This is a genomic window from Bacillus sp. EB106-02-03-XG38 (assembly GCF_058792175.1).
Window position 1 is genome coordinate 274,728 of sequence record NZ_JBYTED010000005.1, and the last position, 23,762, is coordinate 298,489.

Here is a 23,762-nt window from a genome sequence, read left to right on the forward strand (position 1 = left end):
TCTCTTTGTGCCCTAATCTAATAAGACCTTGCCTGTTGCAAGTTACTTACTTTACTCTCGTACGCAGCTTGTACACTTTGACTTTTAGATACTTCGGCAATACCTACATGCCACCATGACTCGTATCCATTTGTCATTGTTTTTGGTAATACTTTAATATCAATTAATGTAGAAACTGTTTGTTTTATCGCATCTATAAGCGCTTCTCGTAATTGTTCTAGTGATGTAACATGATATGTTTTCACACCATATCCAGCTGCGCTAGCTGCAAAATCAATTTTCATAATTGCCCCATCTAATTTACGAGTTTCCTGGTTTCGGTAGCGAAACTCTGTTCCAAAGCTCCCCATTCCATTGCCCATTTGTAAGTTATTAATGCAGCCAAATCCGGAGTTATCAAACAATAAGACGTTAATTTTTTTGTTTTCTTGGAGACTTGTGACAAGCTCAGAATGAAGCATCTGGTAACTACCATCCCCTACCATTGCATATACTTCTTTCGATGGTTCAGCTAGCTTTGCACCAAGTGCGCCCGCAACCTCATAACCCATGCAAGAGTATCCATACTCCATGTGATATGTATTCGGTTTTCTTGATGTCCACATTCTTTGTAAATCACCTGGAAGACTTCCTGCCGCTCCAACGATAATTGCATCTTCATCGAGTAATGTATTGATTTGTCCAATGACTGCGGTCTGTGTTAATTGTGTACCAAGTGCATCTACATACTCATTTAAATTTTCATCGAAATGACCTTCGACTTCTGGTGTGAAATCTTGACCTGTAAAGCGAATATTATGTAGACGTGCTAATTCTGTTTCCCAAGCCTCTTTTGCATCACCAATTTCTACTGTATAACTAGATCGATAATCAATTACTTGCAGTTCATCAATTAGAGCAAGAAGCGCTTCTTTCGCATCCGCTATAACCTTTAATGCATCCAGCTTATTCGCATGGAATTCTGAAATATTGATGTTTAAAAACTCAACTTCCTCATTTTGAAATAATTGTTTCGATGCCGTTGTAAAATCCGTAAATCTCGTCCCGATTCCAATAACAAGATCCGCTTCCTTTGCAATTGTATTAGCCGCTACATTTCCCGTTACCCCAATGCCGCCTAGATTATATCGATGACTACTTTCAATCGCACTTTTTCCAGCTTGTGTTTCTCCAAATGGAATGTGGAATATTTCAGCAAACTGTTTGAGTTCTTCTGCCGCTTCTGCGTATCTTACACCACCACCACAAATCATAACTGGCTTTTTCTTTCTCTTAATCATTTCCACTGCATCCGCTAAGCTGGCTTTTGTAGGTAGACGACGTTCAATACGGTGAACACGCTTTTGGAAGAAGTAATCTGGAAAATCCCATGCTTCCCCCTGGACATCTTGTGGTAAACAAATTGTTACAGCCCCTGTATCTGCCGGATTCGTTAAAACACGCATCGCTTGAATCATAGCTGTCATCAATTGTTCAGGACGATTTATCCTGTCCCAGTACTTACTTACTGCACGGAAAGCATCATTTGTAGAAATAGATAAGTCATGTGTTTGTTCAATTTGTTGAAGAACAGGATCGGGTTGTCTCGTTGCAAATACATCTCCTGGAAGTAATAAAACGGGAATATTATTTGCAGAAGCTGTTGCTGCAGAAGTAATCATATTTGCTGATCCAGGACCAACAGAAGAAGTACATGCCATAATTTGTTTTCTATGTTTTTGTTTTGCAAAAGCCATCGCAGCATTTGCCATTCCTTGTTCATTTCTCCCTTGATATACTTCTAATTCCCCTGCATCTTCTTCTAAAGCTTGACCTAGGCCTACTACATTCCCATGACCAAAAATCGTAAAGATTCCCTTAATAAACTTTTGTTGCTTTCCATCAAACTCTACGTATTGCTGATTCAAAAATTTCACCAATGCTTGCGCCGTCGTCATTCTAACAGTTTGCATATGATTTGCTCCTTTCTATCTCTAACAGTCATTCTGCATATGAAAAAGGAGTATTAGGAATTTGATAGACTCCTAATACTTCCTTCTTATGTTTTGCTACCTTCGTTACTTTCGCTTCCAAGCACCTAGAGAGATTCTACTTCTCTCTTCATGATTACTTTTCCCAACGAGATGTAAGCATTTTCTTTCTAGTATAAAACTCAACGCCGTCAGTACCGTTCGCATGAAGATCTCCATAGAAAGAATCTTTCCAGCCAGAGAACGGGAAGAATGCCATCGGTGCTGGAACCCCAACATTCACACCTAACATGCCGGATTCAATTGTTTCACGGAATTGACGTACACTTGCCCCGCTATCTGTATAAATGCAAGCTCCATTTGCAAAGCGAGACTCATTTGCAATTTCAATCGCTTCATCTAATGATTTCACACGAACAATCGATAAAACAGGGGCAAAAATCTCATCTTGCCAGATTTTCATTTCTTTTGTAACATGGTCAAAAATTGTTGGACCAACGAAGTAACCAGCTCCTTTTACAGCTGTATCTTCGCGTCCATCACGAACTAATGTAGCGCCCTGTTCTACACCTGAATCGATATAACCAATTGTGCGCTCTTTATGGTTATCACGAATAACTGGTCCTAAAAATACATCTTCATCAAGACCATTGCCGATGACGATTTTATTTGCTTCTTCTACGAGTCTTTCAACTAATTGATCTGCAATTTCTTCTTCTACTGTTACAACAGAAGCAGCCATACAACGCTCACCTGCTGAACCGAATGCGGCACTAATAATTTGCTTTGTTGCTAGTTCAAGATTTGCATCATTTAATACAATGGAATGGTTTTTCGCACCTGCTAATGCTTGAACACGTTTTAAGTTTTCTGTTCCTTTTTTGTATACATATTCTGCGACAGGCTGAGAACCTACAAATGAAATTGCCTTCACTAATTTATGTTCAAGAAGACCGTTTACTACATCGTGAGCACCATTTACGATATTTAATACACCTTTTGGTATGCCTGCTTCTGCAGCTAATTCTGCTAACTTTGCTGCTAGAAGTGGTGTACGCTCTGAAGGCTTTAATACAAATGTATTACCACAAGCAATTGCAAGTGGGAACATCCAGCATGGAACCATCATTGGGAAGTTAAAAGGTGTAATGCCGCCTATAACACCAATTGGGTAACGATACATACCAGACTCAATACCTGTTGCAATATCAGGTAACTGTTTTCCCATCATTAATGTAGGAGCACCCGCTGCAAACTCCACGCACTCAATACCACGAAGAACTTCACCGTAAGCCTCGTTATAGCTTTTTCCGTTTTCAATCGTAATAAGTTTCGCTAACTCTTCCCAGTTATCTACTAGTAATTGTTGATATTTAAATAGAATACGAGCGCGTTTTGGCACAGCCGTTTTAGACCAAGATTTGAATGCTTCATTTGCTGCTAATACAGCATGTTCAACATCTTCTTTTGTTGAAAGTGGTACTTGAGCGATTACTTCTCCTGTTGCCGGATTATATACAGCTTCCATCTTAGTTGAAATGGATTCTACCCATTCGCCGCCAATGTAGTTTTTTACAATTTGTGCTGTTTGTACTGTCATATTCATTCTCTCCCTTTTATGTAATGTAGAAGCGTCCAATAGGATACGCCCTTACTTAATTATTGATTCATGACGTTTCTATACCAATTCCTCAGCCGTTTCCATGAATGCAGAAATCTCTGCCCTTGTTGGCATTGCATCAGAACAGCTATGTTTAGAAATAACGATCGAAGCAGAAGCGCCTCCTAATCGCATCGCTTGAGGAATCTCAAGCCCTTGCATTAATCCATAAATAAACGCGGATGCATACGAGTCGCCAGCGCCAAACGTCTTTAACACCTTTGTTTTAAAGATACCGCCTCGGTGAGTTTGACCGTCTCTCGTATATGCGATTGAACCATCCCCGCCATGTTTAATTACAACGATTTTCGCATGATGAGAAAACCATCTTTCAGCTGTAACTTGGTCATTAGATTGTTCATAGTTTAATAGTTTTTCCATCATATCGAACTCTTCACGCGTCCCAATAATGACATCAGATTTTTCAGCAGCTAGATTGTAATACACAGCCGTTTCAGCCTCTGATTGCCATGTATACGGGCGGTAATCAACATCAAAAAATACGACTACATCATGTTTACGTGCATATTCTAGCGCTAAAAATACTGCCTCGCGAGAAGGACTTTTCGCTAAAGCTGTTCCTGAAATTAAGAGTGCTTTTGATTGTTTAATATAGTCCTCAGATACCTCTGTTGGATCTAGGTTTAAGTCTGCGACATTGTCGCGGTACATTAAAATACTGCAATCCTCAGGGCTTTTAATTTCTGTAAATGCTAAACCTGTCACTGCACCAGTACGATCGATACATATCTGATCTGTATTAATATTGTTGTCCTTTAGGTACCCCGTAATAAAGCGGCCCATTTGGTCATCGGACACTTTACCGATAAATCCTGTTTGTAAGCCAAGACGTGCAGCACCAATCGCAATATTCGCAGGAGAACCTCCTACATATTTAGTAAACGTTCTTGTTTCTTCCATTGGACGTTGTGTTTCATTAGCATTTAAATCAACGCATAAACGTCCAACCGCAATAAGGTCTAATGGACAATCTTCTTTAAAAATAAGTGGATTCATTGTTACTACCTCCCATGCTTTATCGTTTTCCGACAAATTACTCTTTATCTAGCTAGAAGTAAGCGCTCTCTTTATTGATTTAATGCTGGCTGTTTATGTTCAATTTGCACAGGTTTTCCTGTTAGTAAGGATTCCTTTGCAGCCTTCGCAATTCGCTCTGCTTGTAATCCATCATTACCACTGCAAATAACAGCTTGTCCTTCTATAATTGACTTTGTAAATTGTGTTACTTCCTCAATGTAAGCTTGCGTGTAGCGCTCTAAGAAGAAATAAAGCGGCTTATCTTTTACAATACCTTCTGTTTTTGACACTTGAACTGTTGTCGGGCAGCAATTATCCGCAGCAACCGCACCTTTTTCACCAAACACTTCCACACGCTGGTCATATCCATAAACAGCTTGGCGGCTATTATCAATTACTCCTAAAGCTCCATTTGCAAATTTTAATGTGACAATTGCTGTATCTACATCATTTACTTCCTGAATGGATGGATCAATTAATGTTGTTCCATATGCAAATACTTCAACGACTTCACTATTCATCACATAGCGAGCCATATCAAAATCATGAATCATCATATCCATAAACAATCCGCCTGAAGAGCGAACGTATTCTATACTTGGCGGTTGTGGATCGCGTGACGTAATTTTTAAGATATGCGGCTGCCCCACTTCACCTTGTTGAATCAGATCATAAACTTTCCTGAAGTTCGGATCAAAACGACGATTAAATCCTACTTGAAGAGATACTCCCTGTTCTTTTACCACTTCTAATGCTTCTAATGTTTCTTCTACTGAGAAACTAACAGGTTTTTCACAGAAAATATGTTTTTTCGCAAGAGCTGCTTCTTTAATAATTTGCGCATGTGTATTTGTTGGTGAACAAATAAAGACAGCATCAATTTCTGGATCTGCTAATAAATCCTGATAATTTGTAGTCAGAGTAGAAATCCCTTTATCTTGAGCCCACTTTTCTAGATGACTAATTACTACATCTGAAACCGCTTTAATTTTTACTTGTGGCATAAGTTGCAAATTATCAACATGTAGTTTCCCAATTCGCCCAGCACCAATAATCCCAATCTTTAAAACGTTCATATGATTTCTCCCTCTATATTAAAATTTAAGAAACGAAATGAAAGTCTATAGGGTTTAGCGTATCAATTTAGTTAAGCGCTTTCCCTATTTTTCTTCATTATACACACTTGATTCTAAATTTAAAACATTTTTATTTTTTTGAATACTTCTCTTTACATCCGAATTTTACATTCCCTCAATATACGTATTACATAAAAATAAAAATTAATAATTAGAAATAAACACTCTAAAAAGCTACAAATATATTCTTTTAAAATACTGATATAACAAAGATAACGAAGCCTTTTAAATAGTAATCCCCATCTATAAGGTATTTCTTTCTTTTCATACTCACTATTATTTTATTGTCCAATAAGTAAATAGAATGACTCTATAAAAGAAAGTTGTAAATTGTCAAAAAATTTAATTGACGACCCCATAATGTAAGCGTATACTTTTTTTATCAAAAAGAATTAAGCGCTTAACCAAAAAAATAACTTATCGGTGGTGGGAGAATGAACGCTATTAGTTCAAACAAAACATTTATGGACAGGATTGGGATCCCTTCTAATTTAACTTGGGGATACATAGGGATTATTGTTTTTATGATTGGGGACGGGTTAGAACAGGGATGGTTATCCCCTTATCTCGTTGAAAAAGGACTAACGCTAGAACATGCTGCATTTTTGTTTACTATTTACGGTATTACTGTATCTGCTTCTTCTTGGTTTTCAGGGGTATTTGTACAAATGTGGGGACCAAGAAAAGTCATGACGTTTGGTTTAGTATCATTCATTTTAGGATCAATCGGGTTCATAGGTATTGGAATTCAACATATGAATTATCCAGTAATATTAATTTGCTATGCCCTACGCGGGTTTGGTTATCCTTTATTTGCTTATTCTTTCCTAGTTTGGGTATCTTACAGTACGCCTCAACAAATGCTTTCAAGAGCAGTTGGCTGGTTCTGGTTCGTATTCCAGCTGGGGCTTAGTGTGATAGGAGCCTTTTATTCTAGTTATATGGTTCCGAAAATCGGAGAAATTGCTACATTATGGAGCGCTTTAATTTTTGTTGTCGTCGGGGGATTATTCTCAATTGTTGTAAATAAGGACAGATTTAAAGCACAAACCGTAAGCGCTAACAAATCAAGCGAATTACTAAAAGGCATTACCATCGCATTTGAAAACCCTAAAGTTGGTATAGGCGGAATTGTAAAAATTATAAACTCGGCCGCTCAATTTGGATTTGTTGTTTTCCTACCTACCTATATGATGAAATATAATTTTACGATGACAGAATGGCTTCAAATTTGGGGTACTCTTTTCTTTGTAAATATGGTATTTAATATTATTTTTGGTATCGTTGGGGACAAGTTTGGTTGGGTAAATACGATTAAATGGTTCGGAGGAGTCGGTTGCGGAATTGTAACTCTTGCACTCTATTATGTACCACAAATGGTAGGACATAATTATTGGGCTATATTATTTGTTGCCTGTTGCTACGGAGCAACACTTGCCGGTTATGTACCTCTTACCGCATTAGTCCCATCTTTATCTCCTGAAAATAAAGGAGCTGCAATGTCTGTCTTAAATTTAGGTTCAGGGTTATCAGCATTCGTTGGGCCATTAGTAGTAACTGCCTTCATCGGTCCATTAGGTGTTGGCGGCGTGATGTGGATCTTTGCTGGTTTGTATTTCTTTGGTGCATTTTTAACTCATTTCCTTACTATTCCAAAGGAAAATGAAATACAGCAGGATTTAAATACGAAAAGCGGTGAGCAATTCTCTGTATAGTCCTAAATATAAAAGAAGGTCATCCTAACTATACTTAGTTACGATGACCTTCTTTTGTTACATTCAAATAGGCTTATAAAAAATCTATCATGTAATATCCTTTACTGAGGATCGCTCTACTAACTGAGGAATAATTGTAATTTTTTGCTTAGCATGCTCCTTCATTTCCATCGTTTTTAGCAGTTGTTCAAAAGTACAGGCTGCCATTTGTTTAATTGGCTGCTCAATTGTCGTTAACCCCGGATCTGCAATCTCAGCATAGATTGTATTATCAAATCCGATAATTGATAGGTCTTCCGGAATTGAAAGTCCTTGTTTTCTTGCTTCATTCATAAGGCATATAGCAATCAAATCTGTACAAGCAAAAACCGCTGTAGGCCTGTTAGGCAAATGAAGTAATTCCTTACTTGCACGTTTACTATCTTCCACTGTCGAATAGCAGCTAATGATAGCCTCATCATCTAACGAAACCCCCGAATCTGTAAGAGCTTGTTTGAAACCATTTAATCTCCCTAAGCTACTTTTTCTATCCTTCTCCATCATAATCGTTAAAGATGTATGGCCTTTCTGCGTTAGATAACTTCCAGCTAGATAGCCTCCCCTCATATCGTCAGTTGTCACAACATGAGTCGTGATGGAAGGATGATCTACAGTGAATAGTACTAGTGGCAAATCTCGATTCACGATTTTTTTTACAAGTTTATAATCATTTAGCTCCGTTGCAATAATAATGCCGTCTACTTGCTTTTTAAATAATAAATCAATGTATTCATGCTCACGTTTTGTTTGATGGTCTGTACTACATAAAATGAGCGTATACCCTGATCCTTGTGCACTATTTTCAAAAGCTCTTGCTACTTCTGCAAAAAAAGGATTTGAGATATCTGGGACAAGTACCCCAATTGTATATGTTTTTTTGCCTGTTAACGCTGCTGCTACACTACTTGGCTGGTAATCTAATTCATCCATTACCTGATTTACTTTGTTTATTGTTTTTTCACTAATACGCCCAGTTTGATTAATTACCTTGGATACAGTCGCTATTGATACACCTGCTTTTTCCGCAACATCATAAATTGTTGGTTTCACTTTAATTGTCCCTTCTTAATCATCTTTTTCTATATTTTATCATAAATATATTTTGCTTCTTGGTACACGAAAGGAATTTTTTAAAATTTGTAAATACCTCTATATTTAGACGTAGTTCCTCTCATTAACATAACAACTAGCTCAAAGTGAATACTTCAACTAATAAATATCACATACCAACTTTTTACAAAAACACATTTTACACCTATAATAATATCTATATAAATATATATAATAGATATATATTTTATATAAAATCAAAAAATTAATTTTAGGAGAAAATAACTATGAAATACAAAAACGTAATCGCAACTGGTTTAATTGCTGCTACTTTATTTGGTGCAACAAATCCAACACATGCACAGACTAAACATTTCAACGATGTACCACAAGGACACTGGTCTGAAGAATCGATTTATTATTTAGCTGATAAGGATGTAATAAATGGGTATGGTAATGGAAATTTTGGATTTGGAGACAAAGTAACACGTGGGCAAGTTTCTGCAATCATTTCTAAATATTACGGTTTACGGGATGACAATTATTACGGTAAAAACTTTTCAGATATCAAAGGACATATGTTTGAAAGTAATATCAAAGCTGTTGTACATGCAGGTTTTATGAGTGGAGACAATACAGATAAATTCCGACCTGATGATACGTTAACTCGTTATGAAATGGCTGTTATTCTTCAAAAAGCTTTTGGTTTAGAAGTTAAAGGGAATATGCCATTCAGTGATATACCAAGGGGGCATTGGGCAACAGACTACATACGTGCCTTGTATAGCAATGGGATAACAAGTGGTGTCGGACAAAATCAGTACGGTGGGCAATATAGCGTAACAAGGGAACAGTTTGCTAAGTTCATGTACAATTCAATCTTCATTCATGGTAAAGAAGATAAATCCTCAGAATTAATTAACCTTGCAAAATCTTTAGGTTTTGTTGATAGAGATGTGGAATATGGAACACTTGGATATAATCTTCATGGAAATAAAGCTGACGCTATGTCTGACATTATAACTATATTCCCATATGGTGACGGTGGTGGTTATTGGAACACTATAATTTCTATCAAGAGTAGAGAGTCTGCAATTAATGAGCCTCTCAAAGCTTTATACAATCAATTGCTGCCAACAAAAGGAGCTTACTTATATTCTATAGTTAATAATCCAAACCTACCGAAAACAAGACAAACTTTTGAATTAGATGGTAGAGAAGTTCAAGTAGATAATACATATAAACTAAGTGTTTCTTTTGGGAAGGTAAAAAAATAATTTACAAGAAAAGAGTCATTCAAATGTGGCTCTTTTTATAATATATTGAAATCTTTTTATTTATTCAATTCTTTCATTTTATTCATTGTAATTCCTAATATTAAGATGTAAAATAACATTATCTTATATGCGCTTAAGATAGATCGGAATAAGAAAAGGAACCCTTCTGGGTTCCTTTTTCTATGAAAAAATAAAAAAGTATCCTATTTAGATGCTCCCTGCTCTTATTTTTTCTATATAACACTAATTCCTATTGCCATAAGGATATCTCATACACTACATACTAACCCTACTAATATTGAAAACTCTGGTAACTCAAAATATCCAAGTATCATACATAGAATTAAGCCTATAGGATATACAAAAACCTCTATCCAATTTACCCGTTCATTTTCCCTAGCTATATAGGACATAGTTATACGATAATTAAGACTCCTAATATAATTAAAACAACACACTTTCTTCAAATGTAATCCTTTTTACTTGTCCTTTTACTGTATCACTAATTGAAACTATCTCTTTCCCCTTTATAAAATAAAAAATATTATAACCAACTCTAGTTACTGGTCAATCCTGCAATTTTTTAAATATGAAACCATTATGTTTTACATCTACATAAATACATCTATCAAACCTATTATATTTATATATAATTATAATAGGTTTCGTTATACTTATTAAAATACTATATCGCTTTTACGGAGGAAATGTTATGAAAAGAAAATTAGTTAAATTATGCTCTGTTCTATCTATTAGTACCTTAACAATACTTGGAGCTGGACATTATACCGCCCATGCTGAAGAAGTCTTTGCTGATGTACCACAAAACCATTGGTCATTTACAGCAATACATGACTTAAAAGAAAAACAGATCCTATCTGGATACGGAAATGGGATATTTGGCTTTGGGGATGATGTAACACGAGAACAAGTCGCCATTCTTATGTACAATTACCTCAAACCAGAAAATAAAGAAACATATACTAATCCTTATTCAGATATCAATTCTCTCACAACCCATTACTCAAAGGAGATTTTATCTCTCACAAACTTAGGAATCTTCACTGGAGATGAACATGGTAACTTCCGCCCTAAGGATACTTTAACGCGTGCTGAAATGGCTTCTGTATTAACGAAGGCTTTCCAGCTAAAAGCAACGGGAGCATTTATATTTAAAGATATACCGAATGGATATTGGGCAAAAGATGCCATTCATGCTATTCATTCCAACCAGATTGCGAAAGGGACAGGTAATAATGACTATAGTCCTTATATGAAGGTATCTAGAGAACAGTACGCACAATTCATCTATAATGCTATGAACAGGAATAATGAACCAGTTAATAATAATTTACCACTTATTCCTGTTGAGGAAATTGGAGAGATTGGAGAGTCTCATGTTACTAACGGAGGGACACTATTTAAAGAATGAAATGCACTCATACAATATTAATAATTAACCCTCTATATCTACTTTCGTATAATACACCTTAAGTTTGTTAATACTAGAAAAACCAAGTCTCCAATTCCCCTGGAGTTGAGCAGTTAGTTCATTCTAACTGCTCTTTTTATTTTTTATCGTCACCCTTTCATAGCACCTCCATATGTTGTATAGAGATATCTCCTTCTAAATTGTCATTGATGCCTCTTTCAAGTCCTAATACACACCTTAAAAAGAGCACTTTTAAAAAGTGCTCTTTTTACTTTGTATGTCACTCACTCTACGATGAAGTAAGATCTTAACTTATGAATAATTTATTCAACCCCTGCTAATACTAAAAATAAGCGGTACAGCCAATCTGTATCCATAATAAATCTCTATTTTTCTTGCATTCTCCCTGAGGCAAGACGGCTATTTTTATAGCGGCCTTTCTTGTATGGATTATAAATATTTACACATACTATTAGCGGAATGCTTGAATCATTGTCATTGTAAAATGTTCAGCACTTCCGCTCCTTTAGAGAACAGTCTCCGCACCTGTTCTCTTTCCTATTTCCTTGTTCACACATATAATATAACAAGCATTATTAACTCCGCTACAATCCATAGCATCTCAACATTCTCAACGTTCCCTCAACAATTTCTCAATATTTTTCATGGACAACAGCACACTTTCTCAACAGTTTTAATATCTTAATATTAAATACTGAAAGGAGGTGTTGAAAAATGACTTGGTTCATTATTTTAGGATTTATGCTTATTTTAATAATAAGCGGTTTTCATGCACATAGTATTCATATCATTTTCAAAATAGGTTCAGATACAAAAGCTGTACCAAGTTGGTCTTTCGTTAATAAAATAAACTTCCAAACATTAAAAGAATTAATAAAAGGACTAAATAAGGATAAACTTAAAATCCTTACAATAGGAGAACTTGTTATTCCTTTAAGTTTCTTTAATAGATTATTTAGCAAAACATTCATTTTTCTATTCCTATTCTTTTACTCTCAATACTTAAACTAACGTAATATGAGATGAGTTAAAGAATAACAATCACTGAGCGTAGCAAGCCAACAATCGATCGCCTATGATGAACTGGGCCTGAAGTATTAAACAAAAAATTAAGCGGCTGTTTGAATGTGAGTCCGGTATTGTACTGGACTCATTCCTTTTAAGTGTACTTTGATTTTTTGCGATTGTAATGACCTCTATAATTATCTAGTACTATCTTAATATGTTATATACTTTCGAATTTTGTAAGATAAATTACTCTTGCTTTGTCTTGTTCTGTAATTCCATCTCTTTTTGAAGGAAGGCCTTTAACTTTTTTAAGTAATCGATTTCCATACATAAACATTCATTTTCATCTTTTAATGCCTCTATAGCCTCTTCAATAGCTGCATTATCTAACTTCGATCTTGTATTTGTAATTCCCATAGCTGGATCCCCTTTCTTCTTTTATATAGGAAATCCATGTCTTATAAATCATATATTTCCTTTCATCTACAAACTATTTCAATGAATTCCTTAAGAAAAACGATTCATTTATTTCCTTTGTTTTTAATCTATTTCTAAATATTTCAGATCTACCCATTGAAAAAAACTATATTCATTCCATATTTCTCTCTCCTAAATGAATCGTAGTACATACTATCCCCAACACATTGATAGGTTTTTATATTTTTTAACAAAATCTTCTTACATTTAAATAAACGCATCACTTCAATCTGTCAACTCCACCTATATTGATAAATACGAAAAAACAAATTTATTTGACATTCCAATGACTTATAACAGGAAAATATATACATTAAATAAAACCTGATTTATCTTTAATTTGTAAGTTATAGTTAGTTGGCCAACTTTCCATACAATTTAATAATTTAAAATATGGGGGATCTAACATGAATCAAGTATTAAGGAAAAGTAAGAAAAAAATGATGTATCTAGTTGGTTCACTTCTAATTTCTCTATCAATGTTTTCAACTACTAGTTTTGCAGCTACAGAAGGTGCTGTAAAAAGTGTTACAAATAGTACCTATACTGGGATTGCAGCTGATATAAATCTACCAAAATCAGTTGTTGTTAAAGATGGATATGTGAATTGGTATTTAGGTATTGGAGCATCTAAAGTTGAGGGTGGTATTTCCAAAACACCAAGTGGATATAAAGTATTTCTAAATTCAGGATATAATGAATCAGGTCAAAACAGTAAGTATTGGAACACGCAGTATGATGCATCAATTAAAGATGGTGACCGAGTAAACCTTAAACTCGTTAATAACGGAAATGGTACGGTTACTATGTATGTAAATGGAAACCCTAGATATGCAAATCAGCCTGTATATGGCTCATTTTCTCAATATGAACCAGTAAAAATGGTTCAGGGGGTTGAAGATACTGGACGTAACTCCTTTAGCCAAGCTAGCTTTTCAAATGTACTTCTAAGAACAGATACATCTGGGTCTACCTACAAAAGTTGGAATGGTTCAATTTCTTCCTTATTTTCAAGACACGGTACTTATGGTAACAATTTCACAGTTTATTCTCAAGTACCATTAAGCGCGAGTTTACGCTAAAGGTGTTATTTGAATAATAATGTTTTTGAAAAAAGTAGTTGCATTTGCGACTACTTTTTTATATAGGGTCCATTGTAATAGATATTCGCGCCAATATAAATACCATCTTTCATTTTTTTCAAAAAACAAGCTGTTTATTTAAATGTTATGTACAAAAAAACGTAGAAATATTTAATTTCTACATTTTTTATAGGTTAATCAATTAATTCACTTACTATTACAATTCCTCAAATTCCTCAAATTCATCAATTTCAGCTTTACGTTTTAAAAATAGTTCCATATCTTTACTCTCTCTTTCTATTAAACCAAGAGCATGTGTATCATCCAAGGCTAACTCTTTATATCCCCATATATAATCTATAGTTTTATCTTTGACATGTCTGTGTTCTGCACAATACCATTCTATAGGTTGTAACGCATCAGTTATTTCAAATAATTCTGCTGGATACCATGATGGCATATTTTCACGTTCTCCTAAGATTAAGTATGTTAATTCACCACTTTGTAACTTACATATGCCATAAACAATATACTCCTTCTTAATAACTAAGTTAAATATTTCCTCGGTTGCTTTTGTTAGATAATCTCCAATGTTATACAAACAAGTTACTTTCATAATAAACGCCCCTTATTTATTTTTTATCTCTAAATTTAAAACCATCAAATTCACCAGTTTTTGTATTTTTAACATAATGTAATTCCACACCATTTACACTATGGGCCATTTTAACCTATCCATCTTCATTAGGCCATCTAGAATCGTTCATAGTTACAGTTACCCTTATTTTCTAATACTCTCTGGTGATTAAATTTTTATTTAATACTAAACAAACGTAGGAATCAATGATCCTACGTTTGTTTATAAAAATCTATTTATTTAACAATATTTTTTACGTCCCCAATACGTATATCACCATCATGATGATACTCAATAACATACCCCATATCTGGTGAATATATCCAGGTATCAAAACTAACAGCTGTAACATCATATATTACATTTAAAACTTGATGTAAATTTGTTTTGATTACTGGTACTCTAGCATTATCCCAAATAATATATACTGTCTGAGAATATGTTCCAAAACAGTTCTGTAGATATAATTTTATTTCATCCTCATTATATAAATCACCATAGTTTTCAATGTTGGACCAATCTACTCTCCCCCATTGTGTAATAGGGAATGCATTTTCAAAACTTTTTACTACCATTTTTCCTTGAGTATTCTCTAAAATTTCAATGTCTTCACCTAATGCTTCAATACACTCTTCCAACAATGTTGCCATTTTATTACCTCATTTATTTAGATATTTTAATAACGATTTAAAGGTTTCTTCGTCTCCTTCAAAAGGAATTGCATATTTAATTGCTTTATTTTTTTTTCCATTTCTAAAATCTTCTACATTTATATGCATCCCTTTACTAGGATCATAATCTAATCGCCATCTTGCTTTATGATCAGCTGTCTCTCTGCCAACAATTTTACCATAACCAGCGCTTTTTTCCATTGATCCTATAAATGGTTGTGAATCTGCCCCAAAATCCCCTAATAAGCTCATTGCTTTATTTCTTGCTTGTTCATATGTTTGAACCTTATCAAGAACAATCTCTCCTGAACGACCACCTTTAGCAGCTGCTTCTAGTGCCTTTCCTTTCTTTTCAAGATCGCCAATCTTCCCTACAACTTTACCAACAACTCGTGTTGTACCACCAGATACGACGGCCAAGGTCCCCCATGCATAATCGTCTGGACTGTATTTTTGACCTGTTACTAAGTCTTCACCTTTGATAAGTTGTCCAATTTCTTTTCCTGTACCAATTATTGGTGTAATACCCAATACGAATGATAAATCTCCATCATTTGCACGATTATAAATGCGAGATGGATCTCCACCCAAATCATACAATGCACTGCTTAAATCAATATTACCAATATTTCTAGCTGCAGCAGATACATCAACTTTATGTCTTGCTATTTTATTGGCCGAGTCCATAAAGATATTTGCAAGATCTATTCCCATATTGAAATCTGTGTAGAATCCTGGGACTTTGGCATCTAATGCTTGTAAATCTTGCGCAATGATTGGAGCGTTTTTTCGTGTTACTTGTACAAGTTCCTCCATAGCAGGTTTCGCTATATCTACAGAATGTTTTAAGCGAATAGAACTATCTACAACTGGTCCTAAATCTTTAACAACACCAGAAAGCCCTTCAGCTAACTTACGATGATTTTCCTCGATTTGACGAAGTCCTTTATTAATCTCATTTTGTGTTTCAATTGCTTTTACTGCAACCACATCTAATGCTTGATAGTAACCAGCATAGACTTCTAAAAGTGATTCATAATGTTGAAGAATAGATACATATACATCAGCACTAAATACCATCCATTCTTTTCCGTAGGCTAGAGCATCTTTTCCCGTATTTCCAAGCAGTTTAAATAGCTCTTTTCTTTGAGTGACCGTTAAATTTTTAATGTCACCTTTCATTGCATTCACTAATTCTTGCAATTTATCATGTGATTCTTTCATCAATTGCATTTTATACTGTGCATCTTGCTTCGCATTGTTTATGTTACTAGAAATACTTTCCCAGTTCTCTGCATCATCTAACAAACGTTGTTCTTCTTTTTCTAAAATTTTAATCGTGTTATTTATGACTGGTTCGTCACTTTTTAAATAATCTAGTACACCTTCAAATATCTTTACTTTTCCATCAAGCAAAGTAAGTGGACTTTTAGCTTCCTGATCGAAAATAATGGCATCATGAATACGTACATATCCTTTTTCTCCTTGATATTTAACCTCATACCAAGAGCCAATTTTCCCAGTTACTTCTATCACTTCACCATTATTTACACGTTTTGCACGCAATACTTTTCTTAAATCTGGCTCTGGATATACTTTTTTAACAAGGGATTCTAATGTAACCCACCCTTTAATCATTTCTCCGTCTTGATTAAAGGAGAATTTCTTATCTTTATATGTAAAATCTCCTGTTTGTAATGCACCTGAAGGCTGTAGTAAGTACCAACTAAACTCTTGCTTCATCCAACCATTTTTTGACTCATGAGAAGCATCAAAATAATATGGTTTTCCATCAACATTTGTAAAACCTGATTGTACATTACCTAGTGGACTAAAGTAATAGATTTTCCCATCAATATGTTGGATTCCGGACTGTACTACGCCATCGGTTCCCAAATAATAATCTGATCCATTTGTATGTACCCATCCCGTTTGCATAAACCCATCGGTACCAAAATAATAACGTTTCCCATCAATCGCTTGGAAACCAGTTATTCTTTGCCCGTCTTTTTTATAATACGTCCATTTTCCTTCTTCTTGTACCCACCCTTGCTTATTATCTAAATAAAGTGCTTCTTTTAATTGATCAATCCATTTTAATCCATTCGCAAGAAGAGCTAAATCACTATCTAGTTGTTTATCAAATTTCTTTTGAATATTGGGCGGAAAGTATTTTTCAGGATCTTTATGATACTCAGTTATAATAAAATGAGACAAATTCGTTGCTTCCTTTGTTACATCCCATGAACGAACTGGTGATTCACCAATTACAACAGATTCAAATATCCGAACATAACCAACTTCTCCTTGGTATTTTACCTGATACCATAAGCCCTGCTTTGAAATAACTTCTAAGACATCCCCATCCTTTACAGATTTAGATTTTAATAGAAATTTTGTTTCTGGCTTTGGATAGATTCTTTTAACAGCAGAACGAAGGGTAACCCATCCCTTTTCCATATCTCCGTACTTATTTATTTCAAATGGTTTTCCTTGGTAGGTAAATGTTCCTGTCACATACTTCCCATCTTTTAAATAGCTCCATGAGGTTGCAGAAAAACTCCATCCGGTCTTTAGTTTACCAGGTTCACTATAATATAAAGTGTCTTTTCCTGCTTGCTTTTTACCTTCAACTAGCCTTCCATCTTTAAAAAAGGAGTACTCTATTCCATCTAAAGTAACGTTATCTCTTTGCTTACTTCCATCTTTTTGATAATAGTACCAATTCTCATTCTCTTTGACCCAGCCTACTTTATTTAAAACTTCGGCTGCTTCTGTAAATGTTGGTGCATAGGTAGAAAATAATAAAAATAATGACACTATAAGTCCTATGACTTTCTTCATACTCGCATCTCCTAAATAATTTATTAAAAACTTTTTAATTATATATTAGATTTTATTACTATAAAAATAATAAATACGTATATGCATAATTGCATATACGTATTCTCAATAGGACGTACTTTATTAAAAAGCAATATTTTCCTTAATATTCTTAGTCTAAGAAACCCCCAATAACACTTATCAAAAATACTTATAGAAAGAGGGATAAATAATCCTAATTTATTCCCGAAAATAAATTCAAGAATATTCCAACTGGTCACTATGTATATTTCTAATAATATAAACTGAAAAGGAGGAGTCCGTACAGAATGGAATATAGATTGTTAGGTAACACGGGATTAATAGTTTCAGAGATAGGATTCGGTTCTTGGGCAATTGGTGGAGATGAATGGGGAGCAGTAAAAGATAATGAATCCATTGATGCAATTGAGAAAGCAATTGATCTAGGGGTTAATTTTATTGATACTGCTGATGTTTATGGGCTTGGTCATAGTGAAACACTCGTTTCAAAAGCTATACATAAACGTAGGCAGGATATTATTCTTTCTACAAAAGGTGGATTAATTGGTCATCATTATGATCCAAATCAACCAGCGGTTTATGGAGACCCTCAAAAAATTATTGATGCGTTTGATGCTAGTTTACTGCGGCTTAAAACTGATTATATAGATGTGTACTTTTGTCATATTTGGTGGGATAAACATGAAGAAACAGAAGCCTTTCTACAAGCTTTCCAAATCTTAAAAAAATCTGGCAAAGTGAGAGCAGTTGGCGTTTCTACTAATGATTTAGATTATATTAAACATTTTAATCAGAATAATGATTTAGATGTTGTGCAATTCGATTATAGTATTTTGAATAAAGAACCTGAAAAAGACATCCTTCCTTATATTGAAAAACATAATTTAGGTGCTGTAATAAGAGGTCCACTTAAGATGGGAATTTTAACTGGGAAATTTAATCATGAAACCCAGTTTACAGACGATGATTTAAGAAAGGACTGGACCAAAGAAAAGTGGTTTAAAGATAGCTTAGACAAAGTAGAAAAATTACGTTCACTTGTACGATCAAATCGAAGTATTACGCAAATTGCCTTACGTTATGTTTTAAGCCACCCAGCTGTTTCAGTTGCGATTCCTGGTGCAAAAAATTCTACTCAGGTTGAAGAAAACTCTTCACACTTAACTCGTCCATTATTATTAGATGATGAAATTGAATTCATTAAAAAGCTTTAACTATAATTTTTCTTCCATAAAAATCAGACTAAATTAACTACCAATTCATCCCCTATTCCATGTCTATCTACTCTTCGTCAAAGAATCTAATATAAAATTTGTAATACAAGTAAATAACCGTTTCATATGAAAATTACTTTAGGGAAAGGAGTGTGATTTACTGGATTCTCCTTTCTTCTCATTATCTTTAAGGAATTTCCCAAGTATATTTCTACTACATTCCTGCTAGATAACATGTCCTTTAATCATTAACAATTTATATAACTGTATAAAGACGCTACCAAATTACTAAAGGAATCTCCTTTCCCCTATCGAATTATTTGTAGAGGAAAGGAGAGGAATACATGGAAATTCTAGGATTAGATCCTCGCGCATTAGCGACTTTAGGTGCACTTGAATACACCCATCGTCGCAATAAATTAATTGAAGACTCGGAGAATAACATATACGAGTGTAAAGAAATTAAAGAAATACTTCAATCACTCCCTAAAGAGAAGCAGATTGAGGTTCTTGAGAATCAAGCTTACTTTGAAGCTGTGGCAAAGATGATTGAACAAAACAATTTAATTCTTTTAGAACAGATGAAAGCTCTACAGCTAATTCAGAAATAACAAACTTATGATTGATTAATTCTACATATGCTTCCATATATAATGTCTCTTTATTTATACCATCAGCCTCTGCTTCTACAGGGGCTTTTGTTATGCGTTGATTCATATTTTGGATTTGAATGGTTTCTTTCACATGTATGAATAGATCTTCTAATAAACCTGGTGTAGACTCTAACTCTTGCTTTTCTATTTCTTCTGTAACAGCACTAATAAATTCCCATAGTACCTTTGCACCTAGTAGTTCGGCTAATCGTTTTTCACGCATTTCAAATATTTTCATATTCATATTTAAACACTTCCTTTTCTGTGTTATCTACTGTGAACTAAATTTTCTAGATTGTGATGTATCTAATATGTAGTAATTAAACCATCTATTTGTAAACTATAGTTTACAAATAGATCCAAAAATAGATTCTACATTTGTTCCCAGACTTTCCGCTATTTTTATAGCTAACTTAACGTTGGGTTGTTTTTTATTATTCTCTATTTCGGAAATATAAGTGCGGGATAGACCCACAAGTCCTGCTAATGTTTCTTGTGACATTAGTTTTTCTTTCCTCAACTCAGCTATCTTATTCATTTATCCAATCCCCTTCATTCTTGTATTCATTTGATTACAAAACCATTGTAAACCATAGTTTACTTTATCGTCAACAATGTTTTACATGATTTTTCTCTATTTTTGTTTCTTTTTGTAAATTATTGTTTACAATTGTACTAGGAGGATTACACATGAAGAAAACTCTTGGTGAAATTATTAAAAATTATCGTTTAGCAAATAAACTATCCTTACGCGACTTTGCTCAAAAATGTGGTGTTAGTCATACTTATATAGACAAACTTGAAAAAGGCGTAGATTCCAGAACTGGAAAACCAGTAGAACCAACACTATTAGTAATAGAAAAAATAGCAAACGCCATGAATATAAGTACTAAATCCTTATTAGAAGAGATAGGATTCATTGCAAAAGATAGTACCGATGTACCTGATACAGAATTAGAGAAATGGTTTAAAGCTATTAAAAATTCCTCTCCCCAAAAGCGAGAGGAATTAAAGAAGTTTTGGGAGTTTATAATACAGAAAAAAGATTAATATATCAAATAGATCTCCACCTTGACAGGGTGGAGGTCTTGAATTCGAGCCTCTCCGGGGGTCATAGTATTGGAAACCGTCTCAAATTAATGTTTGATGCGGTTTTCATTTTTTTACTTTATATTCTATAAAGTCAGTGGTCACCGAATTGGTCACATTCCCTACAAAATCTCTTCTATTTTGTTAACCGCATCTTCTGGCATCGTTGGTAATACATGCGAATAAGTGTCTAATGTGATTTTGATATTACTATGACCTAATCGCTCAGAAATCACTTTCACATTCACACCTTTAGCCAATAATAGAGTTGCATGTGTATGACGTAAATCATGAAATCGAATCTTTGGCACAGCTGCTTTCTTAATCAAAGCGTTTAAACTTCTTCTAACATTAGCAGGATTGATTGGTGTTCCAGAAGGAGTACATATCACTAAGTCATTGTCTTGGTATTCCTCACATTGACTCAGCTTCTCTTTCAATACAACTGCTCTATACTTCTTTAGTTTTGCTACTGTTGATGCAGGTAACAGTATCTTTCTTAAACTTGATTTCGTCTTTCCTCCAAGTAAGAACGTCTTCCCATCATGACTTAACGTTTGGCTAATGGTCAAATGCCCCTTTTCTAAATCAACATCTTTCCATCGCAACCCTAGCACTTCACCTTGCCGCATTCCAGTCACAAGAGCCATATGAAAGACGATAGAATACCTACTATCCTGTGCAGCTAAGAACAGTTGTACTTCCTGTTCGTTCCACACCGTTAATTCTTCCCTATCAGCCTTAGGCAACTTCGTTTTTGCTGCAACATTTTTAGTAATTAACTCTAAATCTATTGCATGTTCAAGAGAGTTCCGAATGATTTTAATTATCTTCTCGATTGTCCCTCTCTTTAATCCTTCATCTCGCAGTGAATAAGCATAGTTTTGCATATGCAATGATGTTAATTTAGCTAATTTGATATTACCCAGAGAAGGAATAATACGACTGTTTAAGTACCCTTTCAGTACTTTTGCTGTTTGGATACCCACACTGTGCTTCTTGGTATTGAACCAACTTTCCAGATATTCACCATAGAGAAGTTTGCTAGGCTCTACATATATTCCAGTATGAACTTCTGAAAGCAACATTGTTAAAGCATTTTCTGCTTCTTTTTTGGTAGTAAAGCCCCTCTTCTTTTTTTGCTTTCTTTTACCTGTTAAAGGTTCAATACCAATATCTACAATATTAAAATACTTTCCTGTTTTCTTATCTTTTTTGACGCTTCCTTTCATTGTTAAGAGCCTCCTTGGAGTCCTTAACTGTTGCTGTATATGGTAAGTTAATTATAATTGATAACTCTTCATTTTTTTAGTAAAGAGTTTTATTATACTAGTGTATAAAGACAGTTAAACATTTTTTACAGATATCCCCTCATAAGTTGATGAAAAATAAAGTGAGGTTTAATTCATTGAGTAAGTTATTCTAATATCCCTTTAAGGAATTCCAAAAAATGAATTCTTTGAGGCTGCGAACAAACGAGACATTGGTCATATTTTAACAATTTATACTACATCAATCTTAAACAAAAAAAAGAAGCTTATTTAAGCTCCTTTTAACACGATAATTAAATCATTAGTCTATTCTTATATACTTCTTCAATTTTATTTATTAACTGCTGTGGAGAATACCCCAATTTTTTACTTATTTCAATAACCTCATTTAATTTTAAATCCAAAGACTCTTTCAAGTGCTGAACTTCATCAAATTCTTCATAGCTAAAAAGGTTAAAATCTTGTTGTTTAGAGGCGTTAACAATAGTTTTGCTTCCCTTACTTAACTTATTTTTTTGTTCTTCCTCAGCACTAATTAAAATTTTATACCTTTCAAACATTAAACTACATATCCGCTCATAATCTTGCTCTCCAGATATTTTTTCAGCTACTTTACTATTTAATAGTTCATGAATCCCCTGAACCGCTTCTTCATACGGCTCTAAAGGTTCTGGACAAAAAAGCACACGATTTTGTTGCTTAGCAAATTTAATTGTATGCTGTGTTCCACTTTTTAGAGGGGTTTGCACAGGACACACTCCTAGAGAAAGACCACTTTGTAACCTATCTCTAACCACAAAAGATTGTTTAAATGTTTTTGAGCCAATTGGATTTTCTGAAATAAGCAGACCATTCTTTTCAATAATCTGTTGTGCTAAGTCAGTATTCTCTTTAGGATAAATCTTATCTAAACTACCTGCTAAAACTGCTATAGTTGGTCCATTAACCTCTAAAGCACCTTGATGACCAGCCGTGTCTATTCCGACGGCTAATCCACTCACAATAACAAACCCTCTTTCACTAAATCTGCTTGCTATTCTTTTGGCTATTCTCATCCCTAAAGGAGTAGGCTTTCGGGTACCAATTATTGCAACGTTTTTGGGGCAACTTAATAAATCGACATTCCCTTTACAATATAAAGCAACTGGCGGGTCTTCAATTAGCCTTAAAAGTTTAGGGTATTTAGGTGAATCTATTGTGATGATAGATATTCCCTCTTTATTATGCTTACTTATTAAGTAATTAGCCCACAACATTTTCTCAGTTATGAATTCTTTATCGGTAATATTAGCAACAATAGCTGAGTTCTTTATAACATTATTTATTAGTGTAAAGTTACGCTTATCAGTTAAAAATTCCAAACTTAAATTATCATTAACTTCATAATAAAGTTTTTTTAGAGTTTTAGTTCCAAGCCCTTTAACAGAACTTAAAGCTAGCCACAAAGTAGACAATAT

The 23,762-nt window shown here is 34.3% G+C and carries 20 protein-coding genes; 7 read left to right on the forward strand and 13 right to left on the reverse strand.

Translation table 11 applies throughout. The features are described 5' to 3' along the window. Nucleotides 1-17 precede the first annotated feature (17 nt). The 4 genes from iolD to iolG form a co-directional block, all read right to left on the reverse strand. Entirely contained in the window at nucleotides 18-1,952 is a 1,935-nt protein-coding gene (gene iolD / locus AC3WTI_RS22085; protein WP_492304410.1) for a 3D-(3,5/4)-trihydroxycyclohexane-1,2-dione acylhydrolase (decyclizing), read from the reverse strand. Between the two features lie 154 nt (nucleotides 1,953-2,106). Beyond that, entirely contained in the window at nucleotides 2,107-3,570 is a 1,464-nt protein-coding gene (locus AC3WTI_RS22090) for a CoA-acylating methylmalonate-semialdehyde dehydrogenase (protein WP_144488503.1), read from the reverse strand. Between the two features lie 78 nt (nucleotides 3,571-3,648). Then, complete coding sequence (gene iolC / locus AC3WTI_RS22095) at nucleotides 3,649-4,647, reverse strand: 5-dehydro-2-deoxygluconokinase (RefSeq protein ID WP_048524889.1); 999 nt, start codon at nucleotides 4,645-4,647, stop codon at nucleotides 3,649-3,651. A 71-nt stretch (nucleotides 4,648-4,718) separates the two neighbouring features. Next, nucleotides 4,719-5,744 carry an inositol 2-dehydrogenase gene (gene iolG / locus AC3WTI_RS22100; protein ID WP_098374899.1) on the reverse strand — a complete coding sequence of 342 codons (1,026 nt, stop codon included), beginning with the start codon at nucleotides 5,742-5,744 and terminating at the stop codon, nucleotides 4,719-4,721. A 494-nt stretch (nucleotides 5,745-6,238) separates the two neighbouring features. Here iolG and AC3WTI_RS22105 point away from each other — a divergent pair, with 494 nt between their 5' ends. Continuing rightward, nucleotides 6,239-7,519 (forward strand): MFS transporter, encoded by a 1,281-nt coding sequence (locus AC3WTI_RS22105; RefSeq protein ID WP_492304411.1) that lies wholly within the window; start codon nucleotides 6,239-6,241, stop codon nucleotides 7,517-7,519. A gap of 87 nt (nucleotides 7,520-7,606) precedes the next feature. On the opposite strand, the gene AC3WTI_RS22110 is transcribed toward AC3WTI_RS22105, so the two are convergent. Further along, nucleotides 7,607-8,608, reverse strand: coding sequence for a LacI family DNA-binding transcriptional regulator (locus AC3WTI_RS22110; RefSeq protein ID WP_098346286.1), 1,002 nt, complete (start codon nucleotides 8,606-8,608; stop codon nucleotides 7,607-7,609). Nucleotides 8,609-8,895: 287 nt separating this feature from the next. Between AC3WTI_RS22110 and AC3WTI_RS22115 the strand changes: the two genes are divergently transcribed. The 3 genes from AC3WTI_RS22115 (at nucleotide 8,896) to AC3WTI_RS22125 (ending at nucleotide 12,349) form a co-directional block, all read left to right on the forward strand. Beyond that, nucleotides 8,896-9,885: an S-layer homology domain-containing protein gene (locus AC3WTI_RS22115; protein WP_492304412.1), complete on the forward strand. Its 990-nt coding sequence runs from the start codon at nucleotides 8,896-8,898 to the stop codon at nucleotides 9,883-9,885. A 712-nt stretch (nucleotides 9,886-10,597) separates the two neighbouring features. Further along, the gene (locus AC3WTI_RS22120; RefSeq protein WP_492304413.1) at nucleotides 10,598-11,317 is read left to right on the forward strand and encodes an S-layer homology domain-containing protein; all 720 of its coding nucleotides are present in this window, start codon (nucleotides 10,598-10,600) and stop codon (nucleotides 11,315-11,317) included. 735 nt (nucleotides 11,318-12,052) lie between these two features. Then, entirely contained in the window at nucleotides 12,053-12,349 is a 297-nt protein-coding gene (locus AC3WTI_RS22125) for a hypothetical protein (protein WP_071680174.1), read from the forward strand. 243 nt (nucleotides 12,350-12,592) lie between these two features. Here the strand turns inward: AC3WTI_RS22125 and AC3WTI_RS22130 are convergent, their stop codons facing one another. Then, entirely contained in the window at nucleotides 12,593-12,763 is a 171-nt protein-coding gene (locus AC3WTI_RS22130; protein WP_166689422.1) for a hypothetical protein, read from the reverse strand. Nucleotides 12,764-13,230: 467 nt separating this feature from the next. Here AC3WTI_RS22130 and AC3WTI_RS22135 point away from each other — a divergent pair, with 467 nt between their 5' ends. Then, nucleotides 13,231-13,905 carry a hypothetical protein gene (locus AC3WTI_RS22135; RefSeq protein ID WP_098903292.1) on the forward strand — a complete coding sequence of 225 codons (675 nt, stop codon included), beginning with the start codon at nucleotides 13,231-13,233 and terminating at the stop codon, nucleotides 13,903-13,905. A gap of 217 nt (nucleotides 13,906-14,122) precedes the next feature. Here the strand turns inward: AC3WTI_RS22135 and AC3WTI_RS22140 are convergent, their stop codons facing one another. The 3 genes from AC3WTI_RS22140 to AC3WTI_RS22150 form a co-directional block, all read right to left on the reverse strand. Beyond that, entirely contained in the window at nucleotides 14,123-14,521 is a 399-nt protein-coding gene (locus tag AC3WTI_RS22140; protein WP_492304414.1) for a hypothetical protein, read from the reverse strand. Nucleotides 14,522-14,778: 257 nt separating this feature from the next. Then, entirely contained in the window at nucleotides 14,779-15,192 is a 414-nt protein-coding gene (locus AC3WTI_RS22145; protein WP_000212604.1) for a CDI toxin immunity protein, read from the reverse strand. Nucleotides 15,193-15,201: 9 nt separating this feature from the next. Next, nucleotides 15,202-18,057 carry a pre-toxin TG domain-containing protein gene (locus AC3WTI_RS22150; protein WP_492304415.1) on the reverse strand — a complete coding sequence of 952 codons (2,856 nt, stop codon included), beginning with the start codon at nucleotides 18,055-18,057 and terminating at the stop codon, nucleotides 15,202-15,204. A 308-nt stretch (nucleotides 18,058-18,365) separates the two neighbouring features. On the opposite strand from AC3WTI_RS22150, the gene AC3WTI_RS22155 reads away from it, so the two are divergent. Continuing rightward, a complete protein-coding gene (locus tag AC3WTI_RS22155) occupies nucleotides 18,366-19,292 on the forward strand; it encodes an aldo/keto reductase (RefSeq protein ID WP_492304416.1) in 927 nt (308 codons plus the stop codon). 486 nt (nucleotides 19,293-19,778) lie between these two features. Here AC3WTI_RS22155 and AC3WTI_RS22160 read toward each other — a convergent pair whose 3' ends face one another. Together AC3WTI_RS22160 and AC3WTI_RS22165 are read right to left on the reverse strand one after the other, a co-directional pair. Next, complete coding sequence (locus AC3WTI_RS22160; protein ID WP_492304417.1) at nucleotides 19,779-20,189, reverse strand: hypothetical protein; 411 nt, start codon at nucleotides 20,187-20,189, stop codon at nucleotides 19,779-19,781. 96 nt (nucleotides 20,190-20,285) lie between these two features. Further along, nucleotides 20,286-20,483, reverse strand: a complete 198-nt coding sequence (locus AC3WTI_RS22165; protein WP_492304418.1) for a helix-turn-helix transcriptional regulator — start codon at nucleotides 20,481-20,483, stop codon at nucleotides 20,286-20,288. Nucleotides 20,484-20,635: 152 nt separating this feature from the next. Between AC3WTI_RS22165 and AC3WTI_RS22170 the strand changes: the two genes are divergently transcribed. After that, complete coding sequence (locus tag AC3WTI_RS22170) at nucleotides 20,636-20,995, forward strand: helix-turn-helix domain-containing protein (RefSeq protein ID WP_492304419.1); 360 nt, start codon at nucleotides 20,636-20,638, stop codon at nucleotides 20,993-20,995. A gap of 161 nt (nucleotides 20,996-21,156) precedes the next feature. Here AC3WTI_RS22170 and AC3WTI_RS22175 read toward each other — a convergent pair whose 3' ends face one another. Next, the gene (locus AC3WTI_RS22175; protein WP_492304420.1) at nucleotides 21,157-22,266 is read right to left on the reverse strand and encodes a tyrosine-type recombinase/integrase; all 1,110 of its coding nucleotides are present in this window, start codon (nucleotides 22,264-22,266) and stop codon (nucleotides 21,157-21,159) included. A 332-nt stretch (nucleotides 22,267-22,598) separates the two neighbouring features. After that, the gene (gene dprA, locus AC3WTI_RS22180) at nucleotides 22,599-23,759 is read right to left on the reverse strand and encodes a DNA-processing protein DprA (protein WP_492304421.1); all 1,161 of its coding nucleotides are present in this window, start codon (nucleotides 23,757-23,759) and stop codon (nucleotides 22,599-22,601) included. Nucleotides 23,760-23,762 lie beyond the last annotated feature (3 nt).

What these genes read in the sequence shown, in the direction of transcription:
- iolC (WP_048524889.1), bottom strand. Translation starts at nt 4,647, where the DNA reads ATGAATCCACTTATTTTTAAAGAAGATTGTCCATTAGACCTTATTGCG.
- AC3WTI_RS22090 (WP_144488503.1), bottom strand. Translation starts at nt 3,570, where the DNA reads ATGACAGTACAAACAGCACAAATTGTAAAAAACTACATTGGCGGCGAA.
- AC3WTI_RS22125 (WP_071680174.1), top strand. Translation starts at nt 12,053, where the DNA reads ATGACTTGGTTCATTATTTTAGGATTTATGCTTATTTTAATAATAAGC.
- iolG (WP_098374899.1), bottom strand. Translation starts at nt 5,744, where the DNA reads ATGAACGTTTTAAAGATTGGGATTATTGGTGCTGGGCGAATTGGGAAA.
- AC3WTI_RS22120 (WP_492304413.1), top strand. Translation starts at nt 10,598, where the DNA reads ATGAAAAGAAAATTAGTTAAATTATGCTCTGTTCTATCTATTAGTACC.
- AC3WTI_RS22155 (WP_492304416.1), top strand. Translation starts at nt 18,366, where the DNA reads ATGGAATATAGATTGTTAGGTAACACGGGATTAATAGTTTCAGAGATA.
- AC3WTI_RS22170 (WP_492304419.1), top strand. Translation starts at nt 20,636, where the DNA reads ATGAAGAAAACTCTTGGTGAAATTATTAAAAATTATCGTTTAGCAAAT.
- AC3WTI_RS22115 (WP_492304412.1), top strand. Translation starts at nt 8,896, where the DNA reads ATGAAATACAAAAACGTAATCGCAACTGGTTTAATTGCTGCTACTTTA.
- AC3WTI_RS22140 (WP_492304414.1), bottom strand. Translation starts at nt 14,521, where the DNA reads ATGAAAGTAACTTGTTTGTATAACATTGGAGATTATCTAACAAAAGCA.
- AC3WTI_RS22175 (WP_492304420.1), bottom strand. Translation starts at nt 22,266, where the DNA reads ATGAAAGGAAGCGTCAAAAAAGATAAGAAAACAGGAAAGTATTTTAAT.
- AC3WTI_RS22135 (WP_098903292.1), top strand. Translation starts at nt 13,231, where the DNA reads ATGAATCAAGTATTAAGGAAAAGTAAGAAAAAAATGATGTATCTAGTT.
- AC3WTI_RS22145 (WP_000212604.1), bottom strand. Translation starts at nt 15,192, where the DNA reads ATGGCAACATTGTTGGAAGAGTGTATTGAAGCATTAGGTGAAGACATT.
- AC3WTI_RS22150 (WP_492304415.1), bottom strand. Translation starts at nt 18,057, where the DNA reads ATGAAGAAAGTCATAGGACTTATAGTGTCATTATTTTTATTATTTTCT.
- AC3WTI_RS22165 (WP_492304418.1), bottom strand. Translation starts at nt 20,483, where the DNA reads ATGAATAAGATAGCTGAGTTGAGGAAAGAAAAACTAATGTCACAAGAA.
- AC3WTI_RS22160 (WP_492304417.1), bottom strand. Translation starts at nt 20,189, where the DNA reads ATGAATATGAAAATATTTGAAATGCGTGAAAAACGATTAGCCGAACTA.
- iolD (WP_492304410.1), bottom strand. Translation starts at nt 1,952, where the DNA reads ATGCAAACTGTTAGAATGACGACGGCGCAAGCATTGGTGAAATTTTTG.
- AC3WTI_RS22130 (WP_166689422.1), bottom strand. Translation starts at nt 12,763, where the DNA reads ATGGGAATTACAAATACAAGATCGAAGTTAGATAATGCAGCTATTGAA.
- AC3WTI_RS22105 (WP_492304411.1), top strand. Translation starts at nt 6,239, where the DNA reads ATGAACGCTATTAGTTCAAACAAAACATTTATGGACAGGATTGGGATC.